General features: G+C 63.9%; 25 protein-coding genes and 1 pseudogene. 9 read left to right on the plus strand and 17 right to left on the minus strand.

What is annotated here, in order from left to right:
• Positions 1-75: 75 nt before the first annotated feature.
• Positions 76-525 (plus strand): universal stress protein, encoded by a 450-nt coding sequence (locus tag B4589_RS15695; protein ID WP_079232186.1) that lies wholly within the window; start codon positions 76-78, stop codon positions 523-525.
• A 14-nt stretch (positions 526-539) separates the two neighbouring features.
• Here the strand turns inward: B4589_RS15695 and B4589_RS15700 are convergent, their stop codons facing one another.
• Positions 540-851: an SHOCT domain-containing protein gene (locus tag B4589_RS15700; RefSeq protein WP_255246167.1), complete on the minus strand. Its 312-nt coding sequence runs from the start codon at positions 849-851 to the stop codon at positions 540-542.
• 112 nt (positions 852-963) lie between these two features.
• Positions 964-1,524, minus strand: coding sequence for a DoxX family protein (locus B4589_RS15705; protein ID WP_079232184.1), 561 nt, complete (start codon positions 1,522-1,524; stop codon positions 964-966).
• Positions 1,525-1,639: 115 nt separating this feature from the next.
• Here B4589_RS15705 and B4589_RS15710 point away from each other — a divergent pair, with 115 nt between their 5' ends.
• Together B4589_RS15710 and B4589_RS15715 are read left to right on the plus strand one after the other, a co-directional pair.
• A complete protein-coding gene (locus B4589_RS15710; RefSeq protein ID WP_079232181.1) occupies positions 1,640-1,990 on the plus strand; it encodes a winged helix-turn-helix domain-containing protein in 351 nt (116 codons plus the stop codon).
• A 3-nt stretch (positions 1,991-1,993) separates the two neighbouring features.
• Positions 1,994-2,269, plus strand: a complete 276-nt coding sequence (locus B4589_RS15715) for a hypothetical protein (protein WP_079232179.1) — start codon at positions 1,994-1,996, stop codon at positions 2,267-2,269.
• 492 nt (positions 2,270-2,761) lie between these two features.
• Here the strand turns inward: B4589_RS15715 and B4589_RS15720 are convergent, their stop codons facing one another.
• Complete coding sequence (locus tag B4589_RS15720) at positions 2,762-3,595, minus strand: bile acid:sodium symporter family protein (RefSeq protein ID WP_079232178.1); 834 nt, start codon at positions 3,593-3,595, stop codon at positions 2,762-2,764.
• Positions 3,596-3,834: 239 nt separating this feature from the next.
• Between B4589_RS15720 and B4589_RS15725 the strand changes: the two genes are divergently transcribed.
• Positions 3,835-4,479: a trimeric intracellular cation channel family protein gene (locus B4589_RS15725; RefSeq protein WP_079232176.1), complete on the plus strand. Its 645-nt coding sequence runs from the start codon at positions 3,835-3,837 to the stop codon at positions 4,477-4,479.
• 529 nt (positions 4,480-5,008) lie between these two features.
• Here the strand turns inward: B4589_RS15725 and B4589_RS15730 are convergent.
• The 8 genes from B4589_RS15730 to B4589_RS15760 all read right to left on the minus strand — a co-directional run bounded on the left by B4589_RS15730 (position 5,009) and on the right by B4589_RS15760 (position 11,767).
• Entirely contained in the window at positions 5,009-5,413 is a 405-nt protein-coding gene (locus tag B4589_RS15730; protein WP_079232175.1) for a helix-turn-helix domain-containing protein, read from the minus strand.
• 143 nt (positions 5,414-5,556) lie between these two features.
• Positions 5,557-6,561 (minus strand): sulfite exporter TauE/SafE family protein, encoded by a 1,005-nt coding sequence (locus B4589_RS15735; RefSeq protein ID WP_176330553.1) that lies wholly within the window; start codon positions 6,559-6,561, stop codon positions 5,557-5,559.
• Between the two features lie 2 nt (positions 6,562-6,563).
• The gene (locus B4589_RS18320; RefSeq protein ID WP_255246170.1) at positions 6,564-6,695 is read right to left on the minus strand and encodes a hypothetical protein; all 132 of its coding nucleotides are present in this window, start codon (positions 6,693-6,695) and stop codon (positions 6,564-6,566) included.
• 318 nt (positions 6,696-7,013) lie between these two features.
• Positions 7,014-8,303: an MFS transporter gene (locus tag B4589_RS15740; protein ID WP_079232174.1), complete on the minus strand. Its 1,290-nt coding sequence runs from the start codon at positions 8,301-8,303 to the stop codon at positions 7,014-7,016.
• A 26-nt stretch (positions 8,304-8,329) separates the two neighbouring features.
• Complete coding sequence (locus B4589_RS15745) at positions 8,330-9,505, minus strand: inorganic phosphate transporter (RefSeq protein WP_079232173.1); 1,176 nt, start codon at positions 9,503-9,505, stop codon at positions 8,330-8,332.
• A gap of 8 nt (positions 9,506-9,513) precedes the next feature.
• Positions 9,514-9,963 (minus strand): YeeE/YedE family protein, encoded by a 450-nt coding sequence (locus B4589_RS15750; RefSeq protein WP_079232172.1) that lies wholly within the window; start codon positions 9,961-9,963, stop codon positions 9,514-9,516.
• On the minus strand, positions 9,960-10,517 hold the full coding sequence (locus tag B4589_RS15755) for a YeeE/YedE family protein (protein ID WP_079232171.1): 558 nt from the start codon (positions 10,515-10,517) through the stop codon (positions 9,960-9,962). Before B4589_RS15755 ends, B4589_RS15750 begins: the two co-directional genes overlap by 4 nt.
• An 8-nt stretch (positions 10,518-10,525) precedes the next feature.
• Positions 10,526-11,767: an MBL fold metallo-hydrolase gene (locus B4589_RS15760; RefSeq protein WP_079232170.1), complete on the minus strand. Its 1,242-nt coding sequence runs from the start codon at positions 11,765-11,767 to the stop codon at positions 10,526-10,528.
• Positions 11,768-12,021: 254 nt separating this feature from the next.
• Between B4589_RS15760 and B4589_RS15765 the strand changes: the two genes are divergently transcribed.
• Together B4589_RS15765 and B4589_RS15770 are read left to right on the plus strand one after the other, a co-directional pair.
• Positions 12,022-12,267, plus strand: a complete 246-nt coding sequence (locus tag B4589_RS15765; protein WP_079232169.1) for a sulfurtransferase TusA family protein — start codon at positions 12,022-12,024, stop codon at positions 12,265-12,267.
• A 2-nt stretch (positions 12,268-12,269) separates the two neighbouring features.
• Positions 12,270-12,842, plus strand: a complete 573-nt coding sequence (locus B4589_RS15770; RefSeq protein ID WP_079232168.1) for a DsrE/DsrF/DrsH-like family protein — start codon at positions 12,270-12,272, stop codon at positions 12,840-12,842.
• Positions 12,843-12,871: 29 nt separating this feature from the next.
• Here the strand turns inward: B4589_RS15770 and B4589_RS15775 are convergent, their stop codons facing one another.
• A complete protein-coding gene (locus B4589_RS15775) occupies positions 12,872-14,479 on the minus strand; it encodes a long-chain-fatty-acid--CoA ligase (RefSeq protein WP_079232167.1) in 1,608 nt (535 codons plus the stop codon).
• Positions 14,480-14,790: 311 nt separating this feature from the next.
• On the opposite strand from B4589_RS15775, the gene B4589_RS15780 reads away from it, so the two are divergent.
• A complete protein-coding gene (locus B4589_RS15780) occupies positions 14,791-15,417 on the plus strand; it encodes an AI-2E family transporter (protein ID WP_255246168.1) in 627 nt (208 codons plus the stop codon).
• 7 nt (positions 15,418-15,424) lie between these two features.
• On the opposite strand, the gene B4589_RS15785 is transcribed toward B4589_RS15780, so the two are convergent.
• Positions 15,425-16,654 (minus strand): RNA-guided endonuclease TnpB family protein, encoded by a 1,230-nt coding sequence (locus B4589_RS15785; RefSeq protein ID WP_079232165.1) that lies wholly within the window; start codon positions 16,652-16,654, stop codon positions 15,425-15,427.
• Between the two features lie 144 nt (positions 16,655-16,798).
• Here B4589_RS15785 and B4589_RS15790 point away from each other — a divergent pair.
• A pseudogene (locus B4589_RS15790) lies at positions 16,799-17,137 on the plus strand (AI-2E family transporter); the annotation flags it as partial.
• Positions 17,138-17,257: 120 nt separating this feature from the next.
• Here B4589_RS15790 and B4589_RS15795 read toward each other — a convergent pair.
• The 4 genes from B4589_RS15795 to B4589_RS15810 form a co-directional block, all read right to left on the minus strand.
• The gene (locus B4589_RS15795) at positions 17,258-17,539 is read right to left on the minus strand and encodes a hypothetical protein (protein ID WP_079232164.1); all 282 of its coding nucleotides are present in this window, start codon (positions 17,537-17,539) and stop codon (positions 17,258-17,260) included.
• A complete protein-coding gene (locus B4589_RS15800) occupies positions 17,536-17,907 on the minus strand; it encodes a helix-turn-helix domain-containing protein (RefSeq protein WP_079232163.1) in 372 nt (123 codons plus the stop codon). The genes B4589_RS15795 and B4589_RS15800 overlap by 4 nt, the downstream gene beginning before the upstream one ends.
• Before the next feature lie 130 nt (positions 17,908-18,037).
• Entirely contained in the window at positions 18,038-18,646 is a 609-nt protein-coding gene (locus B4589_RS15805) for a plastocyanin/azurin family copper-binding protein (protein ID WP_079232162.1), read from the minus strand.
• A gap of 336 nt (positions 18,647-18,982) precedes the next feature.
• On the minus strand, positions 18,983-19,762 hold the full coding sequence (locus B4589_RS15810) for a creatininase family protein (RefSeq protein WP_079232161.1): 780 nt from the start codon (positions 19,760-19,762) through the stop codon (positions 18,983-18,985).
• 124 nt (positions 19,763-19,886) lie between these two features.
• On the opposite strand from B4589_RS15810, the gene mftA reads away from it, so the two are divergent.
• Positions 19,887-20,006: a mycofactocin precursor MftA gene (mftA, locus tag B4589_RS15815; protein ID WP_079232160.1), complete on the plus strand. Its 120-nt coding sequence runs from the start codon at positions 19,887-19,889 to the stop codon at positions 20,004-20,006.

Consider the following 20,006-nt stretch of genomic DNA (forward strand, 5'->3'; position numbering starts at 1 on the left):
GACCGTTTCGGACCCCTCCCGGGTGCCGAGAACTGGAACCCGATTTTATTGTACTGCCCGCTGAACTCCGGGTGAATGTACGATCGAACTCTGCTGTCGACGGACGGTACAGTCGCGTCCGAACAAGCTGAGGAACATGCTCTCGACCTTGCAGCCGCCCACGACGCCGTCCTCCACGTGCTCTACGTCGTCGACGAGGACGTCGTGACTGCGTACAGCGGCGACGAGTACGTCGACGAAGCCGAAGGTCCCGAACACGGCCTCGAGGAACACGGCGAGGAGACGCTTTCGGAACTCCGACGGCGAGCCTCAGAGACCGACGTCGAAATCGAGACGGCGATGCAACACGGCCGCCCTGCTGAAACCATCGTGGAGTACGCCGACGACCAGGACGCGGATCTACTCATGCTCGGCACCAAGCGCCGACCCGAAGAATACCGCGCACTGCTCGGGAGTGTCACCGACCGCGTCCTCCGATTGACGACCCGCGCAGCGACCGTCGTGAAAACTGAAGTCAGCGAGTAGGGGACGATCGTTCGCTACCGGTCATCGTCGGGCGTGAGACGGGCGCGGCGGCGTTCGAACTCGTCGTCGTCGATCTCGCCGCGAGCGTACCGCTCCTCGAGGACCGCGAGTGCGCTGTCCTCGGTGGAGCCGTCCGATTGCGACCGCGTTGCCAGCCAGTAGACGAGATAGACCGGGAGGGCGACGAGGAGTGCCATCCAGAGGAGACCGAACAGCATCATCCCCCAGCTCCGTACGCCCCAGCCGGCCATGTGGCCGTCGTTCCACATTCCCTCGTGCCACCCCCACATCATTGCATCTGGGACGGCCGCGTGCGTCAGCGCCATTCCGGCGACGACGGCCAGAGCCAGCGCTCCGACGACGATGAGTCCCAGAGAACGGAAACCGCGTGCTTGAATTGGATTTTGCATTGTTGTACTCCCAAAGGTCTCGGCGTGGTTAGCCGAGGACGTACTCGAGGACGGGGTAGCGCTCGACGAGCGCCTCGCCGCCGACGTCGTAGTTCTCGATATACTGGTCGAGGCCCAGGATGCGGCCCGCGGCGAACGCGCCGACCGCGAGGAACACGAGCATGTACGCGAAGTCGCCGTTGATGAACCCGTGACTCATGTCCCAGTTGCCGAAGTAGAACATGAGCATCATGAGCGCGCCGAAGAACGCCGCGAGGCGGACGAACGCGCCGACGAGCAGCCCAAGACCGATGAACAGCTCGCCCCACGGGACGGCGACGTTCGCGAACTCGACGAACCAGGGCGTGCTCCCCATCCACGCGAACAGGCCCGCGAGCGGGTTGCCGTTCGTCGCGGCGACGTTCGACAGGTAGCCGCCGGCAGCGAACTCGCCGGTGATCTTCGTGAACCCGGAGTACGCGAACGCGTACCCCATCATGAGCCGGAGCGCGAGCACGAACCACGCGCTGAGACTGTGGACCTTTCCGCCGACGGTTCGTCCGCCGATCTTGCTCTCCAGTTGGTTGACGCCAGATTTGATAGTTGACATGCTTAGGTCACCTTACAACTACACCTTGGAGAGGAGAGACCATATAGTAGCGAGCCGGCGTTCCGAGTCAGAAAATCGGCGGGCTATATTACCCTCCTGTAGCGAGTATGATCGTGTGACCGAGGAGCCCGACCCGCCGGAGGTCTTCGCCACACTCGACGACGAGTACGCTCGCGACATCCTCGTGGCGACGAAGACCGACCGACTGTCCGCGAAGGAACTCAGCGAGGAGTGTGACATGTCGCGACCGACCGTCTCGCGCCGTGTCAGCCGCCTCGTCGAACAGGGCCTCCTCGAGGAGTACACGCACGTCGACCCAGGGGGACGCCACTACAGCGAGTACGAGGCGCGTCTCGAACGCATCGAAGTCCTCCTTCAAGCAGAGGCCTTCGACGTCACCATCGACGTCCGGCCGGACCCCGCCGACCGGATCACGTCCATCTTCGAGGAGATGCGGGGGGACTGACTCATGGAACACACGTTATTCGTCATCGGCAAACTGTTCACGACCGCGCTGGCACTGGTCATCGCGTACCAGGCCTATCGCGGGTACCAACGACATCGCACGCAGTTACTCCTGTACGTCGCAGCCGGCTTCGCGCTGGTCGGGCTCGGCGGACTTCTCGAGGGCGTACTCTTCGAACTGTTTCGAATGTCGATTTTCGAGGCGGGGTTCGTCGCAGCCCTCGTTACCGCCGCGGGGATGGTGTCCATCCTGTACGCTCTCTACGCACCGAACCCCTGAGTCCCAGTATCGAGATCACTGCTCTCTTCGGACGATGCGGCCGGGACCGTATCAACGAAAGTCAGCGCATCGAGCGACAACCACGCCCACCGGTAAGGTTCCGTGATGGATCGCGGGGAGCGATGCCGAACCGAACGCGATCGTCCATCGGCCCCGCACTCGGCAGATGCGTTCGCTGAAGCGCATGCACGAGACCACCGTCCCACGATGACCGGATCGAGACGACCGTACACCCACTTACGCAGTCGGTGGTGGTTCCATTACAGTACCTGGTTTGGTGCTACTCCAAACCGTATCATGGATGATAGGTACGCGATCACTGACGGCGACCCAACCATCCGGAGTTGATACGAAAGTCGAGCGATTGCTCCCGGCTATCCGGTACGCGAGTGCGGCGGTCCAAGCGGCAAGGGCAAAGCAGGATGCTCGACGACTGCGACCGCTCGACGGGCGAGGCGGGGGCCCGGATATCTGATCTCCGGCCGAGCAGGCCTATCGCCACGCGCTCGCGAGTGCGCCGGCGCCGATGACGCTGACGAACGAGAATCCGAGTACGACGGTGAGGACGGTCGGGTCCGAGAAGCCGGCCGTCGCGATGAACAGCGCGACCGCTGCGTTGCGCGCGGTCGTCGTCGTCGCCAACACCTCCCGCCGTTCCCGGACTGGGCCCCCGAACCCGTACCCGAGGAGTAACGAGATGGCGACGACGACCGCCGAAAGACCGAGCGTTCCCGTTCCGACGAGTGACTGTAGCTCGCCGCTGTACACCGCGAGCAAGACGGCGATCAGCCCGACGAACGAGACGTCGGACAACCGCTGTATCGGCGCGTACATCCGTTCACCGAGTTCGGGATACAGGTACGACAGACCGAGTCCCGCGATCAGCGGAACGATCTGGATTTCCAGCACCATCCGTCCGATCGCGATGGGGTCGACGACGACGTCGCCGGGGGCGAGCACCACCAACGAGATCGGGATCGTCACAACCGACAGGAGACAGAGGATCGCCATCAGCCCGCTGGCGAACGCGATGTCGCTGTCCGAGATCTCGGCGAACTTCGGCCCGAACGGGGCGCCGGGTGAGACGGCAAGCAACAGGAAGCCGGTCGCGTACGCCGGGCCGACCGAAACCGTTCGGACCAGAAGGTATGCGGCGATCGGGACGGCAACGAGGTTCACCGCGAGGGATTTAGTCAAAAGCTGCCGGTCGCGGAGCGCACCGAACAGTTGTGTGACGGAGAGTTTCACCCCCATCGAGAACATCGTCGAAAGGACGAAGATCGTCGTCACGATCTCGACGGCCGTATCTCCAGATATCGCCTCCATCGTATGGTCGTGTAGTCACTAGTTCGGAGTGGTGCCATTTGTCGGTGGCGTATCGGGGGCTCGAAAGCGGCCCCCATTGAGACACTCTCGTCCCACGTCCCGACGCCATCGGCGGTTGACTCGATCGAAAGTCGGACCGTACGACCGACAGAGACAGCGATCGCATGAAACAGATCCCGAGTACCGATCGAGTGGCGGAGCGTGGTACTAAAGATGACTCGCTCGCATAGCCTCTCACAGTGAGTCAGGACGTCCTTACGGTCCTCTTCGGCGATCCATTCGCGGTGATGAATACGATCGGATTGGTGGCGTTCGCTCTCGTGGGATCATCGAAGGCGATCCGCGAGGGGTTCGACGTGTTCGGAGTCATCATCGTCGGGTTGGCGATGGCATTTGCTGGAGGGGCAACCCGTGATCTCCTGGTAATGCGTGTCCCCTTGGTGCTCCAGTCGCCGATCGAAATCAGCCTCGGACTACTCGGTGTCGGGTTGGCCATCGCGCTGAGCCTTGTCCTGCCGTCCCCGGATACACACCCAGTAACGGTTGTTGCGGACGCTATCGGGCTCGCCGCTTTCGCGACGACAGGGTCGATCGTCGCCACCGGGGCGGGCGTGTCGGCAGTTGGTGTTGTCGCGATCGCGACGATCAATGCCGTCGGCGGAGGTGCGTTTGCAGATATCCTTCTCGACCGCTCGCCGTTCATCCTTTTCGAGGATTTCTACGCAAGTTGTGCCGTTTTCGGTGGGTTCGCGTACTGGTTGGTGCAGACGATCGGAGCCGAGGGGAGTACTGCTGCGGCGATATGTGCGATAGTGACCGTCGTGACTCGGTTGGCCGCAGTTAAGTACAGCTGGAACCTCCCAACGGTACAGAAGACGGGATGACCCATTCCGGCTTCCGTGGCGTCAATCCTCACCGACGAACGGAGCGAAACCCCGGGAAGGCGATGATGTCCCAACAGAGTAGGTTAGAATTCCAGTGAATTGGGAAATTAATCGTCGTTGAGGTCGAGATCCGCGTCGTCTTCGGCGAAGATACGCCGAGAGATGATCGTTCCTTCGGAGACTGTCTCGGGTTCCTCGCGCCGGACAAAGCGCTTCTTCAGGAGCTGTCGCGTGCGTCGTCAGGCGTTACTGCGGGCTGGACACCTGTGGGTCAGCGTTCTCCCTAGTCGCCTGGGAGTCGGACGGTTTCGGGCTCGGACTGCCCGTCGAAGTAGTTCGTTCGTCGTCGCGGTACCAGCGTCGGATACAGTATCGGTTGCCATCACCAGCGCTAATTGATTGTTTTGGGTAATATACACAATACTGACTGAACTAGTGTCCGCAGGAAAACGGAGGTCAGAACTCGACAGCACGCGAAGTTTCGCTCCCTGGGGAGTATCAGAAGCCGAGATAGAGAGAACTGGGGGCGTTAGCTTTCGGCGGCCGGGGCTGCTGTCTCCGTCTGTTCGTACTTCGTCTCGAACTCCTGGATGAGCTGTCCCATCTTCGCGTACCAGTCGTTGAGCAGGCGCTGCATGTCGTCGGCGATCTTGGAGGGGTCCGTCGGCGAGTAGACGTGGTAGTAGCCACCCTGATCGTAGTTGATCTGGTCTTTCTCGATGAAGCCGGTCTGTAGCAGCCGTTGTACGGCACGGTAGGCGGTCGAGCGTTCGCGGTCAACTGCCTCGGCAATCTCGTCGACGGTCAGCGGTTCTTCGGCCTCGACGAGCGCCCGGAAACACTCCTTGTCGAGCTCCTTGAGACCATGGAAGCACTCCAGCAGCCCCTCGCATTCCATGTCCCGCCGGAGCTGTTCAGACATCGAATCTGGCATTGTTATCACTACTAGATAGTAGATATTCCGATAAAAGGCTTGTGTATAGACACCACAATCACGCGCTACACAGACTCTACTCGGCCGAAATAAGGGTCGAACGCCCAGCGGAGTGTCCAACCGGTGTCGTAATCGAAAGCGGGCTATCCTGATTGCGATGTAGTCAGACGACACCAGCGCCCACTCTGATCGGAGCGCAACCGACAGACGGCGGCAACCACGACAGCGCCACTAACGAGGAATGCGGCCCCGAAGATCAGCGCGGTGCTCAACACGTTGAGCATCTCGATATCGTAGACGGTGCCGAGTTTGTTCGACGCGACAGCGAGACTCCCGGCGAGTAGCATCGCGGCAAAGTATCCCTTGATCTCGTCTTCGTCGACGAGGTTTGTCACGCCCGCCCCGATGCGCGCACCGAGAGCGCTTCCGAGGAGGAGGAACGCGACAACTGGGAGCGCGACGGCCCCGGATTGCGCGTAGGTGAACGCCCCGAACGCACCCGAGATCGTGATCTGCAGGATGTCCGTTCCGACGGCGATCGCCGCGGGGATGCCGAGCCCGTACATCATCGCGGGCATTAGCAGGAACCCGCCGCCGACGCCGAGGAACCCGGATAGAACCCCGATGACGAGACCGACAGCGAAGACGATCGTCCCCGAAACGCGGACGCCGCCGCGCAACGTCACCATCGGTGGGATGTGAATCGACTGAACACGATCGGCGAGATCGGCATCGGCAGCGTCACTGTCGTCGATCCAGGAGTCACGGAGCGTGAACAACCCGACGGTAGCGAGCAGGCCGACGTACGCGACGTTGATGACGAGATCGGCCATCCCGGTCGCCTCGAGGAAGAACACGACGCTCTTCCCGGCCTCGATACCGACAGTCATCGCGACGGTCACGATAACTGCGAGCTTGTAGTCGACTTGCCCGTGGTCACGGTGGCGGAGCGCGCCGATTACGCTCGTCCCGAAGACGAACGCCAACCCGCTGCCGACGGCGACCGTCGACGGATATCCCAGCACGAGCAGCGCGGGCGTCACGAGAAACGATCCGCCCATGCCGAAGAACCCGAAGAGGGTCCCGATAAGCAGCCCGAACCCAACGAACACGCCGACCATCAGAAGGCTCAATCCGAGTATCTCCATCGTCACTCACCACCCAGCGCGCCGAGGATCGTCGGCTGGGCGAGCCTCGTAAGTGCTCCGTACCCCACGTACAGCACGATAGCTTGCAGAAAGACGATGCCAACAGTGACTGCGCCCTGTGCTGATCCACTCATCGTTTCGAAACCGAACATCTCACGACACCACCGATAGTATTGTGCATTTCATGGGATTCTGGTCAGTCATGCATAGCCGGCTGTGGGACTTAACAGTTATGGATGTTCTGCACAATACTACCGGGGAAGAACGCTATGCGTTATAGAACGCAGCTCTTGGGAGACACCTGTAGTCCTCAGTCAGCGACGAATAGAGAGTGAACTCCGGGACCTCCCCATGTGTTGTGACGTCTCGTCAGCCAGGGGCAGAAAACCTCGTCACGGTCCTCGATCGGCACTACGTCGGAGTACCACGACTGCTACTACCGCGAGAAAGAGTCAGTCCCGAGCAGCCATCCCGGAGGACTCGGGTCTCGCCGGCGCAGGTGGCTCGTGAGTGCCGAACTCGGGATGGGTTTCCTCCATCCAGAGGTACACCACAAAGCCGGAGACGAACATCAAGCCAGCGGTCAGGTAGAACGCGGCCGCCGCGTTCACGAACTCCATCGAGAGGCCGATCAGGATCGCGCCGACGGCGTAGCCGGAGTCCCGCCACATCCGGTAGACGCCCATCCCCGCCGAACGCCACGTCGGGTGGGCTGCGTCGCTCGGGACGGTCATCAGGTTCGGGTACAGCAGCGCCATACCGAGGCCAGAAACGCCGGCCAAGACGGCCCACGGGAGGTACCCCTCGACGAGCACCATCCCGAGGACGCCCCCGCCGGCGAGGAACATCCCGGCGATCACGGGCGGACGACGGCCGATCCGGTCGGCGAGCCCGCCGGTCGCGATCTGGAGGAAGTACATTGCACTGTGGACGCCGACGACGACGCCGACCGCCGCGATGCCGAGCCCCTGGCTCGTGAGGTACAGCGGGACGGCGATCCAGAACAGCGTGTCGACGAAGTTCTCGACGTGGCCGGCCTGCGCGGCAGCGAACAGCGTCCGATCGCCGTACGTCGCGCGCTTCAGCACTTCCTCGAACGGCAGGTTCGCGTCGTGGTGGTCGTCGTCACCCTCGGCTTGGGCGTACTGGACGGTCTCCCTGATCAGGAAGATCGAGACGAGCAGCGCCAACACGACGACGGCGCCGAGGAAGTAGAACGACTCGGGCCGCAGTCCCCACTGGCCGGCGATGACGCCGGTGATCCAGGCGCCGACGGCGAGACCGGTGTAGCCGAACGCCTCGTCGATCCCGACCGCGAGCCCGCGCTGGTCGGGCCCCGCGAGGTCGATTTTCGCGTTGATCGCCATGCTCCAGGTCAATGCTTGGTTGATTCCCAGCAGGACGTTTCCGACGGTAATCCAGCCCCAGCTCGGAGCGAAGATCAGGATGACCGGCAGCGGGAGCGCGGTCGCCCACCCGGCGACGAGGACGGGCTTGCGGCCGTACGCTTCGCCCCATTTGCCGGCGTAGAGGTTGAGGATCGACTTCACGACGCCGAAGGAGACGACGAACGAGCCGATCACGAGGAACGACTCGACGCCGAGGACATCCTCCCCGAGCACGGGGACGACGGTCCGTTCGGCGCCGATGGTCAGTCCGGTTGCGAAGACGAGCAGGACGTGTAACGAGAACTGTCCGAGGTGTTCGCGGATGCCTTGTTCGAGTTCAGTTGTCGTACTCATTGTGTTGAATTCAGCGAGGTCGTTGGTTACAGGACGAGGAACGCGGTTGCGTACGCGAGGGCGAACGAGAGGCCGAACGACCCGGCCCACGCCCCCACAGTCATGAGGATTTTTCGTGCATCCACCGCTTCCCGACCGCCGACAGCGGCGCCGCTCCCGATGATCGCGGACACGACGATCTCGTTGAACGAGACGGGGACGCCCAGCAGCACTGCCAGCTGTGCGATCAGGAACGACGGCACAAGCGCCGAGATCGACCGTCGCGGCCCGAGCGACGAGTAGTCCTGCGCCAGCGACTTGATCATCCGCGGCGCGCCCGTCCACGAGCCGACGAGCATCCCCAGGCCGCCGCCGACGAGCACGGCGAACGTCGAGACCATCCCGACCTCGTCGAGCAGCGGGAGTAGCGGTCCGACGGCGAGACCGACCTGACTCCCGCCCGCGGAGAACGCCACGAGCGATCCGAGCGCGAGCAACACGCGCCGCAGCCCGCCGGACTGGTCCCGGCTGATATCCCACCAGACGACGACCGCGACGACCAGCGCCGCGAGGCCGGTAATCCCGACCGCCGACGCGAGCCCGCTGACTGCCAGCGTCTGCTGCCCGAGCTCGCGGACAGTCCCCGACGTGCCTCCCTCCCCGAGGAAGCTGAACCGGACGTTCACGAGAACGGCCCCGACGAGCCCGGCGAGGACGGGGATACTGTACCGTTCGGGTACGTCCGCCCGGGGGAGCAGGCTGGCGATCGTGAACGCGATGCCGCCGCCGACGAACGGCGTCAGTACCCAGACGGCGGCGATCTGGCGGTATTTCGGCCAGACCGGTGAGCCGCCGAGTGCGAGCCCGACGCCGATGACGGCGCCGGTCACGGTGAACGCGGTCGCGATCGGGTAGCCGGTCGTGATGCCGATCGCCATCAGCCCCGCGCCCAACACGAGCACGAGGATGACGCCGGCGACGGGTAGGCTGATGCCGCCGACGAGACCGCTGCCGACGGCTTCCGAGACGTTCCCGCCCTGCGTGACGGCACCGGCGAAGCCGAAAATGCCGACGAGGAACGCGGCCCGCATCGTCCCGATGGCGTTCGCGCCGACGGCGGGGGCGTACGGGGTCGCGCCGCTCGAGCCGGCGCCGATGACCCACGCCATGAACAGGCTGGCAAGCGCTGCACCGGCGAAGAGGGCGATAAGAGCGGGGTCCATCTTGTGTGTTAGTCTGCGTTCGCCCCGGTAGTCTGGTTCCGGCTCCGCCAGTACCCCTGGACGTAGGCGCCGAGGAACATCCCGGCGAGCGCCCAGAGAATCGTCACGTTCCCGGTGCCGAGGCTGGCGTACGCCGCACCCGGGCAGATGCCCGAGAGCCCCCAGCCGACGCCGAAGATCGCGCCGCCGATCAGGACGTTCCGATCGAACGGCTTCAGGCGCCGCTCGTAGGGGTCGCCCGTGAGCGGCGCGGCGTCCCGGATCCGGGGCAGCAGGGCGAACGCGATCCCGGAGACGATCGCGGCGCCGAACATCACGAACGGGAGGCCGAGGTCCTCGAACTGGAGGAAGTTCAGCACGACCTCCGGCCGCGCCATGTGGCTGAACCCGAGCCCGAACCCGAAGATCAGGCCGCCGACGAAGATCAGCGGCTTGAACAGCGGGTGCCGGTCGCTCATGGGCTCACCCCCATCGCGGCGACGACCTGTGCCGTCCCGATCGCCACGGTCAGGAACGTCAGGACGCCGATCAGCGACGTCTTCGACGCCGACCCGACGCCGCAGACGCCGTGGCCGGACGTGCAGCCTTTCCCGATGCGGGTGCCGATGCCGACTAGGATACCGCCGACGAACAGCCGCCACGGCTGGACGTCGGTCGTCCAGAGCGTCACGCCGGCGACCTCGTACAGCTGGCCGGTCGATCCGGGTTCGTACAGCGGGCTGGTGACCAGCCCGGACTGGAACGTCGCGGCGAACGCCAGCCCGCCCAGGATGATGCCGGCCGTGAACACGAGCCGCCAGTCCCGGGAGGCGACGTATCGCTGGAACCGCGACTGGTCGGAGACGTACGACAGCGTCGACTCCAGGAACGTGCTCGCGCCGGCGGGGATCCCCGTCCCGACGTAGATCAGAACGGTCCCGAGACCGACGAGCAGTCCGCCGACGGCGTACCGACTGATCCCGTTGGGGAACAGGTCGGCGGCCGCCTGGAGCAGTACTGGATCAGTGACCATCGGCGTCGTTAGTCACCCGCGAGGGAGTCCTGGCTGGCGGCGCAGTTGTTCGGCCCGAGCTCCAGCGTGAACGCTTCCTCGTCGTCGACGGCGTTCTGCCCGAGGTTCGTCGCGATGATCTCCTCGTAGTTGGCCGGGCGGGGCGGCATGTCCGAGAGGATCAGGTCGACGAACTCGTCCTCGTCCATCGTGAGCGCGTCCATCTCCTCGACGAGCTCACCGATGGGCGCTGTGTAGGTGCCGTCCTCGGCGGGCTCAGCCGCGTCGCTGAAGTGCGCGCCACCGATCAGCGTGTCGTCGGGCAGCGTCAGGATGCGCTCCTGCAGGGACTCGTACAGCATGCGCGCCGCGTCGGGCGCGCCGTCGTCGCCCTCCTCGAGGTCGGGGCGGGCGACGCTCTCGACGAACAGCCCGTCGCCGGTCGCGAGCAGGCTGTCGCCGACGAGGTAGGAGGTCATCCCGGTCGTGTGCCCGGGCGTGTAGACGGCCTCGATCGTCGCGTCGCCGACCTCGAAGGTGTCGCCGTCCGCGGCTGTGGTCAGTTCGTCCGCGTCCTGCCGAGCTTGCGAGGCAGGGCTCGCGGAGCTTTGCTCCGCGGCGTAGGTGACGCCGCGGTCTACGGCGGCCTCGGGGATGACGCCCTCGACGCCCTCCGCGTCGAGGTCGCGAACCCCCGAGATGTGGTCGGCGTGGATGTGGGTGTCCAGCGCGTACTGCAGGTCGACGCCGAGCTCGTCCGCATCCCCGAGGTAGCGGTCGGTGAACGCCCGCAGCGGGTCGATGATCGCGGCCTCCCCGTCGTCGTAGAGGAGGTAACCGAGACAGCCCGAGGAGGGACGCTGATACTGCAGCAGCGTCCCGGCGCCGTCGTAGCGCTCGACCTCGACGGCCTCGTAGATGCTCGCCCAGCCGTTCATCCCGTCCTCGAGGTGGTTCACGTCGTAGCCACGGTCGGCGAGCGTGCCCGCGACGAACTCGCTGGCGCCGCCTTTCGCACACAGGACGGTCACCTCGCGATCGTCGGGGATCTGCTCGAGGACATCGTCGTCGATCTCGTCCTCGAGGAATTCGAAGTACGGGACGTTGATCGACGTGACGTTCTCGCCGTCGATGCGCCACTCCTCGTAGTCCGATTGCATACGCGCGTCGAGGAGCGTGACGTCCTCGCCGGCGTCGATGTGATCCTTCAGCGTTTCCGGGTCGACGGATTCCACGTCAGCGTCCGGAGTCGGGAAGTCGTCGGCGTTCATGTTGTGCAGTCGCTTCTACCGGATGGATGTACAAAAGGATTTGCATAGTAATTCCCTTTCTGGACAATACTAATCCGGACTTGTTCGCTCCCGCTCGTGACAGTTTATGCGACCACGTGCGTCAAAGCTCCTATACTCCGGGTAGAGACTACATCAAGCAGTTGTTTGTAGTTTCCACAAGGATCGACAATCTTTTACTTGGGGAGGAGGTATTGTGCGATAGCTCCAATACAGACCCACGGAGCAGATAACCAATGAGTGCTGAATTCGACATCGCGGAGACGCTCGACGTCAAAGGTGCATCGTGTCCCATGCCAGTGGTGAAGACGAAGTCCGCTATCGACGACCTCGCTGAAGGTGAGGTCCTCGAAGTGCTGGCGACCGATCCCGGGAGCATGAGCGACATCGACGGCTGGGCGTCCGGCACCGAGGGCGTCGAGCTCGTCGACCAGGAGGAAGGCGACGACGTGTACAAACACTACGTCCGCAAGACGGAGTAACGATGAGTACGGACACACCCGACGCGCCGGCCGACGACGCGCCTTCGCGTGCGGAACTGGCCGCGCGCGTCGACGAACTGGAGGACGCGCTCGCCGAGGCCACCAGCGAGGACGCCGGCAAGAAGATGAGCATCATCGCCACGAAGGGCACCCTCGACATGGCGTATCCGCCGCTCATCCTCGCGAGCACCGCCGCCGCCTTCGACTACGACGTGACCGTCTTTCACACGTTCTGGGGACTGGACATCCTCCACGAGGAGCGCTCCAAGAACCTGAAGCTCAGCTCCGTCGGCAACCCCAACATGCCGGTGCCGAACGCCGTCGCCGCGCTCCCCGGGATGGACCGCGTCACGACGAAGATGATGGAGAAGAAGATCTCCGACAACGACACGGCCACCATCGAGGAACTCATCGAGACGAGCCTCGACATGGGCGTGGAGTTCCAGGCCTGCCAGATGACGATCGACCTGATGGACTACGACGAGGCCGACTTCTATGACGGCGTCACCACCGGCGTCGGCGCCGCCACCGCTCTCCAGGATATGGCCGACGCCGACATCCAACTGCTCGTGTAACGAGGAAGTGCCGTGACGGCCGTTGCCGCCTACCCCTGCCCGACCATCGAGTCCTCGTCCGCCCACTCCTCCTCGCGGAGTTCGTACTTCTGTACCTTCCCGGTCGCAGTCGTCGGGAGATCCGTGACGAACTCGACACGCCGGATCGCTTTGTACGTCGCGAGGTTCTCGCGGGTGAACGCGACGAGATCGTCCGCAGTGACGCCCGGGTTGTCTGGGTCACCGGACTCGGGGACGACGAACGCCTTCGGCGTCTCGCCCCAGTCGTCGTGTGGCGACGGGATGACGGCGACGTCGCTCACCTCGGAGTGGTCGAACAGCGTGTCCTCGAGTTCGATGCTGGAGATGTTCTCGCCCCCGGAGATGATGATGTCCTTCTTCCGGTCCTGGATGGAGAGGAACCCGTTCTCGTCGACGACCGCGAAGTCTCCCATGTGGTAGTAGCCTTCGAGCCGCTCGTTGAACGCTTCCTCCGTGGCGTCGGGCTTGTTCCAGTACCCTTCCATCACCTGGTTCCCGCTGACGACGATCTCGCCGATCGTCTCGTCGTCCCAGGGAACGTCCTCGCCGTTCTCGTCGACGACCCGGACTTCGGTGCCGAGGAACCCGATCCCCTGGCGTTTCTTCAGCGAGTAGCGGTTCTCGTCGTCGAGGAGTCGTCCGGCTTCCGACGTGGTGATCAGGGGGCCGGTTTCGGTGGCACCGTAGACGTGCACGAGGTCCCAGCCGAACTCGTCCTCGACAGTGCGGATGGTCGCCTCGGGTGGGGCACTGCCGGCGGTCGCGGCACGAACGGGCTCGTCCCCGGTGGTTTCGACGTCGTTGTCCGCGTAGTAGTCCTGGAGCATGTTCAGGACCGTCGGCGCCGCACAGAGGTAGGAGACGTTCTCGGTCCGGATGGTCTCGAAGATGTCGGCGGCGTCGACGCCGCGCGTGCAGACGTGAACCGCGCCGGCGCCGGTGACGGAGAAGATGTGCCCCCAGCCGTTGACGTGGAACATCGGGAGCGTCCAGAGGTACGTGTCGGTGTCGCAGATGTTCTGGTGGTAGGCGACGAGATAGGAGTGCAGCGTCTCGTTGCGGTGCGTACGGCAGACGCCCTTTGGATCGCCCGTCGTCCCCGACGTGTAGTTGATGGTGATGACGTCGCTCTCGTCCATCTCCGGGCGGTCGTACGACGGCGACGTGTCCGCGAGGCGGTCGTCGACGTCCGCCCAGTCGCCCTCGACGGCGTCCGCGTCGTTCGTGAGGAACGTCTCCACGGGAACGGCGTCCCGAACTGCTTCGATCTTCTCGGCGTACGCGTAGTCCGCGTAGATCGCGGTGACACCGGCGTCGTTCAGGATGTACTCGAAGTCCTCGGGCGTGAGGCGATAGTTGAGCGGCGTGTGGACGGCGCCGACCTGCATCGCGCCGTAGGCGGCTTCGAGGTGGTAGTGCGTGTTCGGATCGAGGACGGCGACGCGGTCGCCCTTCTCGACGCCGCGCTGCTGGAGGAGCGCGGAGAACCGGTCGACGCGGTCGCCGAGCTCGTCGTACGTGTAGCGCTCCCCCGTGGCTGTGACGACCCCGGTCTCGTCGCCGTAGTAGTTGCGTGCGCGGTCGAGAAAGTTAGTGACGAGGAGTGGTCGCTCCATTTCTGGCATATCAAATCGACGTTCGTGGCATAACCTTTGGGATCGGGGTGAGTTTCGGATAGGAACGTCGACGACTCACAGAAGTTGCGTTCAGCCCTCCCGAGACAGTGGTAACAGGTTTGTTTGAGCCTTTCTACCGGTCCCCCTTCCGTCCACATCTCCGCTCAAATCGTGCCTCTGAACGCAGATCTTCGGTCCGCTCCTCGGAAGGATCACGAATCTTTTTGTCGTTAGTTGACGAATTGGCGTCCGTGAATCCACGGAAGGGGTTTCTTCTCACGCTCGTCGCCGTCCTTCTCACCCTGTCCGGTATGCTGATCCAGCCGTTTCTCCAGTACGTTCTCGGTGCCGTCCTTCTCGCCTATCTGCTCTATCCGCTCCAACTCCGTTTCGAAGAGCACGCGTCCTCGATGGTGACGGCGTTCTCGCTCGTCGTGCTGGCAGTCGTCGGATTCGTCGCACCGTTAGTCGTCGTCCTCGGAGCGGTCGCCGACAGCGCCGAACGGGTTCTCCAAGACGTCGAGACGAACGGGATACCGATCGAAGAGATCGAATCCCGGATCGAGGAACTCACTGGACAGCAGATCGATATCCTCGGGGAACTCGCCGGCTCCGGGCGGGAGGTCGGGGCGGTCGTGTTCGACATGTCGATCGACGCGTTCGGGACGGTCACGTTCCACCTCATCGGCGTCGCGCTGGCGTTGTTCCTCCTCTACTACCTTCTCAAAGACGGTGACGAGCTGCTGGACTGGCTTACCCGAATGGTCCCGCTTCCGACGGACATTCAGCGTGAGCTGCACACCGAAATCAACGGCGTGATGTGGGGCGGTCTCTTCGGGCACGTTTTCGTCGCCCTCGTCCAAGGCGTCGTCGCCGGAATCGGGCTCGCAGTGGCCGGTGTTCCGAGTGCGGTGTTTTGGACGGCCGTCGTAAGTTAACCCACGGCTAAAGCCGTGGGCTTTCACCATGGACTCCCGCTCTAGCCGAATCCGGCAGGGGTTTGACCCCGTTCGCGTTCAGCATCCCGGTGTTCAAGCGCACACCTACGGGTGCGCCTCCCTCGCCCCCAGTTTGGTTGCGAAGGAGTCTGTAGCCGATGTTCTTGGCCGCGTTGTAGTCCGCGTGATTCTCATACCCACAGGACTGACAGCAAAACGTGTCCTGCGACGGGCGGTTGTCCTCGTGGGTGATCCCACACGACGAACACCGCCGCGACGTGTTCTTCGGGTTCACCTGCTCGACATGGATACCGCGTTCCTCGGCTTTGTACGAAACGTACTCGTACAGGCGGCGGAACGCCCACTCGTGGAACTGACGGGCGTTTGGCATCCGATCACGGATACCCGTCAGGTTCTCGAAGGCGATTACCGTACAGCCATTCCGAGCGGCCTCACCGACGAGTTCGTTTGCAACTCGGTGAAGGTACTGCTCGAAACGCCCCGTCTCCTTGTGCCCGACCGCTTGGACGTTCTCGTGGGCCCACCGTGTTCCACACTCTTGGAGAGATTTGCGGCGCTCGATGTACTCCTGTCGCCAGTGGGTGAGTTCGTCGGAAGACCAGAACACGCCGGTCGACGTGACAGCGATGTTCTCGACCCCGAGGTCCACGCCAAGAATCGTTCCGTTCTCGGCTGGTTCGGGGTCGTCCACGTCCGCCTTTGTTCGGACATGGAGGTAGAAGTCGCCACGACGGTAGTGGAGTGTCGCGCCAGTCATCTCCCACTCGGCAGAGCAGAGGTACTCCGAGTGGGGCGTGTCACGGTTCTTGTCGGGCAAGACGTACTCGACGGTGACGCGCCCATCAACGGTGGACAACGAAGCGTGGTCGTCGTAGAACGTGGCGTTGCGCTGGTTGTATTCGCAAAACGGCGTCGTGAACGTCGGCAACGAGGCGTACTCACCATTCGCCCACGTGGCGACCACGCTATCGAGCGCATCGACAGCACGGTCACGAGCCGATTGCACGTGGTTGCTGTGGAGTCGCGTCTGCTCGCGTACCTCGTCGTAGGTTATCTCGTGGAGGACGGACTTGCGGGTTTCAGCCCACTCGCCGTCCCACGCGGCGTCTACGACGTAGTTCGCGGCCCACAGAAACTCGTCAATCGTCTCCTGCAGCAGGTCCGCCTGTTCGTCGGTTACATCAAGTTTGACCGGGACGGTGCGGCGGACCTCCATATTCATCACAACAATATCTATGATTAAAAGTATTAATATAGTCCGGTGGGGGAGTCAGCCTGCCACCAGCAACGGTAGTAATGTAATCAAGCGAACGCGCTTCCTCCCACCCCTAAAGGGGTGGGTTTCCGCGCTGGTGCCGCTATGATCGTCCTGGCTATGGTCCCCCTCGTCGGGACGATTCCGATCTGGGGTGGAGCGGTGGGCTATCTCTATCTTACGGGGGAACCGGCTGTTGCTGCGGGATTGTTCGTCTACAGCGTGATTATCGTCGGGCTTACCGATGACTACCTCCGTCCGTTCGCCGTGAACAGGTACGCGAAACTCAACCCCGCCGTCATTCTTCTCGGTATCCTCGGCGGGGGGTACGCGTTCGGCGTCATGGGGCTGTTTTTCGGTCCAGTCGTTCTCGGCGCGCTCAAAGCTACTCTCCGTGTTAGCTCCGAGAACTGGTCTCGCCTCGACGGGGGAGAAACCGGCTGATCGTCTTTCCCGTCCGTTTCGAGGACGACGCCGACGCGCTGCTGGACAAGCCGAAGCTCGGACAGTGCGACCTCGGCGGCTGTCGAGCCGATCCGTTTTCAGTTCGTTAGCGCGGAGGGGTCAGCCCCGTTCGAGATAGAGGGAGTACAGGACGATCGCCAGTCCGACCGCCACGAGGGCGCTGTTGATCAGGATACCCATCTCCAGCGAAACCGCGAGGAGCTGGTGGGCGATCCCCCCCAACAGGGTGCCGAAGGTGACGATCCCGAACCCGACACCGAGCGCCTTGAGCGACGGCGCGCCCGTGTTCCGGTACGCTCTGAACGCGATGTACGTGATCCCGCTTCCGAGGAGGAGGATCAGCGTCTTGACGACGACGATGGCGGGTTCGACCCAGATCACAGCTCCTCACCCATCTTCGACCAGATATCCGCCAGCCGTTCGTCGGCGCTCCGCGACGGCCGCTCGACCGACACCGAGAAGCGGTCGGCCTCGTCGATAGAGATCGTCACGTCGTCGAAGTCGCGTTCGTACTTCGTGGTTCGCCCCCCGCCGGGGTTGATCGTCTCCCGTTCCCGGAGCAGCGAGGCGTCGGTGAGGAGTTCGAGCTTGCGGTACAGTGTCGATCTGGGGATATCGCACGCGTCCCTGAGTTCGATTGCGGTCATGGGTTCGGCAGTTCGCTTCAGGATCGCCCGGCAGTCGTCGTCGTCCAGCGCGTCGAGGACTGTCTGCAACGATGGAACGTCCTCGGAAGACACGCGTACCATCGTTCGAAGTTGGCCACTCACCGGGAAAGGCTGCCCGGTATCGGCGCTGGTCGCGCCGGGGGGCAGTCGTCCGCCGGCAGAAACGGTGTGGTCGTGCACGGCGAGTCGGAGGCGACCCCGTCGCCGTGGATTAGCCCGAGAACTCGCTGTAGGAGACCGACCCCTGGTCGACGATCGTCCCGCTTTCCGGCACGTCGCCGTCCGGCGGCATGCTCCCCTCGGCCGGACCGCCCGGCTCGCCGACGACGACCCGGCCGACCATGCCGAGGCTCTTGTGCGGGATACAGAAGTAGTCGTACGTGCCGCTCGTCTCGAAGGTGTGTTCGAACGTCGCCCCCTCCTCGGTCAGGGTGCCGCTGTTGAACGCCGACGCCCCTTCGGGGATGCGCGTCACCGAGGCGCTGTCGTTGGACTCGTCGTACGCCGTCGCGGAGTGATTCCCGCTGACGTTCTCGAACGTGACAGTCGTACCGGGCTCGACAGAGAGCCCGATCGGGTCGAAGTAGTACTCACCTCCCTCGGTCTGCATCTCCACCGTCGTCCCGCCGCCGGTCGAGGGTGCTTCCGTCCCGTCCGACGGCGTCTCCGTCCCCCCGTTCGACGGCGTCTCGGTTCCGCCGTTCGATGGTGCTTCCGTCTCGGTGTCCGTCTCCGTCGACGGACTGCTACAGCCCGCGAGCCCGGTCAGTCCGGCGGTCGCGGCGAACCCAGCAGCTTTCAGTACCTTTCGGCGTTCCATACCCGCTTTTCGGCCCCCTGACTACAGGCCACTTCGGCGGAATCCTAGCCAATGGGAATCCGCGATCAGTTGACCCCGTTCGCGACCGAAGACACTGCGGCAGTCGTTCGCCGCCGCCTCCCGATCCCGGCCGGCCCTCCGGAACCCCATCAGCGACCAGTTCGGGGCTCAACCATCGTCGCCGAGACTCGACGGAGCGTGTGCCGGACGTTGGTGGCAACAGAACACTTACCACTCGAGCGCGAGATAGCGCCAGGCAAGTAGATGCGTCTATACGGAGTTTAATGGGGCCATCGTCACGGCGCCGTTCCACGCCGGCCTGTCGGAACCGACGAGCTACGACTCCCCCGCCTGATCGCGGGCGTCGAGTTCCTCACGAACGTACTCGGCGTGGGCGGTTGCCACGTGTTCGAGCAGGACCTCCCCGGCGTCGGCAGTTGCCGGGCGCGCATCGCCGAGCACACCGTCCTCGTCGTACGCTTCGATCCCCTCCGCGAACAGCGTCGTTTCGGACACCGGTCCGGTGTGGCCGTCCGGCAACGGGCCGCTCACGAGCGACGGCGCGAGCGCGAGGAGCATCGCGGTTTCGCTGGCACCCGCATGGACGACTGGCTCGTCGACGTCGATTCCGGCGGCCGTGAGCCCCTCCTGAAGCAGCTCCATGTACCGCTGGAGCCCGGTCACGGCGACGACGTCGGCCTCCACCGTCCGTGAGAGCTCCGGGGCGGCGGCGTCGACGACGGGGAACCACCCACCGTGGCCGGGGAGGATCACGACGCGCTCGAACCCCTGTGCGTCGAACGACGCCACGTACTCCCGAAGCAGGTCAGTGAGCGTGTCCCGGGGGATGGATACGGTCCCGGGGAACCCGGTGTGTTCCTCGGACGGGCCGACGGGGACGGGCGGTGCGACGAGCGCGTCCCCGAGCCGACGAGCGACGCGTTCCGCGAGCGCGGTTGCGAGGCGTGTGTCCGTCCCGAGCGGGAGATGTGGCCCGTGTTGCTCCGTCGCCCCGAGCGGCAGGATGATCGTCGCCTGCCCCGCTCGGAGCGCCGCTTCGACCTCCGGCCACGACATCTCGGCCACCGTCACTCGTTCCGGCTGCTTTTCTCCCATACGGGAGCCGGTGGCGGACGACACAAGAGCGTTCGCCTGCGCCGAGTGTGCTCCCCCGCCGGTTCCGATGTGAACAGTTCGAGCATCCAAATCTATTTACCAGTTCATTGTGTATGCTTACCGTATGTCACAATCGGCGGATACGAGCTCGGATACCGACCAGTCTGACCCCGACGAACCGGACATCGAGGAAGACCTCTTCGAGGAGGAGCTTCGGATCGACGGGATCTGCGGCGTCTACTGA

The sequence above is a fragment of the Halolamina sp. CBA1230 genome (genome assembly GCF_002025255.2).
Classification (GTDB): domain Archaea; phylum Halobacteriota; class Halobacteria; order Halobacteriales; family Haloferacaceae; genus Halolamina.

Coding starts and splice junctions, on each gene's coding strand:
- B4589_RS15810 (WP_079232161.1), bottom strand. CDS start 19,762: ATGGGAGAAAAGCAGCCGGAACGAGTGACGGTGGCCGAGATGTCGTGG.
- B4589_RS15770 (WP_079232168.1), top strand. CDS start 12,270: ATGAGTACGGACACACCCGACGCGCCGGCCGACGACGCGCCTTCGCGT.
- B4589_RS15735 (WP_176330553.1), bottom strand. CDS start 6,561: ATGGAGATACTCGGATTGAGCCTTCTGATGGTCGGCGTGTTCGTTGGG.
- B4589_RS15785 (WP_079232165.1), bottom strand. CDS start 16,654: ATGGAGGTCCGCCGCACCGTCCCGGTCAAACTTGATGTAACCGACGAA.
- B4589_RS15700 (WP_255246167.1), bottom strand. CDS start 851: ATGGCGCTGACGCACGCGGCCGTCCCAGATGCAATGATGTGGGGGTGG.
- mftA (WP_079232160.1), top strand. CDS start 19,887: ATGTCACAATCGGCGGATACGAGCTCGGATACCGACCAGTCTGACCCC.
- B4589_RS15755 (WP_079232171.1), bottom strand. CDS start 10,517: ATGGTCACTGATCCAGTACTGCTCCAGGCGGCCGCCGACCTGTTCCCC.
- B4589_RS15780 (WP_255246168.1), top strand. CDS start 14,791: ATGCTGATCCAGCCGTTTCTCCAGTACGTTCTCGGTGCCGTCCTTCTC.
- B4589_RS15750 (WP_079232172.1), bottom strand. CDS start 9,963: ATGAGCGACCGGCACCCGCTGTTCAAGCCGCTGATCTTCGTCGGCGGC.
- B4589_RS15805 (WP_079232162.1), bottom strand. CDS start 18,646: ATGGAACGCCGAAAGGTACTGAAAGCTGCTGGGTTCGCCGCGACCGCC.
- B4589_RS15775 (WP_079232167.1), bottom strand. CDS start 14,479: ATGGAGCGACCACTCCTCGTCACTAACTTTCTCGACCGCGCACGCAAC.
- B4589_RS15745 (WP_079232173.1), bottom strand. CDS start 9,505: ATGGACCCCGCTCTTATCGCCCTCTTCGCCGGTGCAGCGCTTGCCAGC.
- B4589_RS15720 (WP_079232178.1), bottom strand. CDS start 3,595: ATGGAGGCGATATCTGGAGATACGGCCGTCGAGATCGTGACGACGATC.
- B4589_RS15760 (WP_079232170.1), bottom strand. CDS start 11,767: ATGAACGCCGACGACTTCCCGACTCCGGACGCTGACGTGGAATCCGTC.
- B4589_RS15695 (WP_079232186.1), top strand. CDS start 76: ATGTACGATCGAACTCTGCTGTCGACGGACGGTACAGTCGCGTCCGAA.
- B4589_RS15715 (WP_079232179.1), top strand. CDS start 1,994: ATGGAACACACGTTATTCGTCATCGGCAAACTGTTCACGACCGCGCTG.
- B4589_RS15765 (WP_079232169.1), top strand. CDS start 12,022: ATGAGTGCTGAATTCGACATCGCGGAGACGCTCGACGTCAAAGGTGCA.
- B4589_RS18320 (WP_255246170.1), bottom strand. CDS start 6,695: ATGAGTGGATCAGCACAGGGCGCAGTCACTGTTGGCATCGTCTTTCTG.
- B4589_RS15730 (WP_079232175.1), bottom strand. CDS start 5,413: ATGCCAGATTCGATGTCTGAACAGCTCCGGCGGGACATGGAATGCGAG.
- B4589_RS15705 (WP_079232184.1), bottom strand. CDS start 1,524: ATGTCAACTATCAAATCTGGCGTCAACCAACTGGAGAGCAAGATCGGC.
- B4589_RS15740 (WP_079232174.1), bottom strand. CDS start 8,303: ATGAGTACGACAACTGAACTCGAACAAGGCATCCGCGAACACCTCGGA.
- B4589_RS15800 (WP_079232163.1), bottom strand. CDS start 17,907: ATGGTACGCGTGTCTTCCGAGGACGTTCCATCGTTGCAGACAGTCCTC.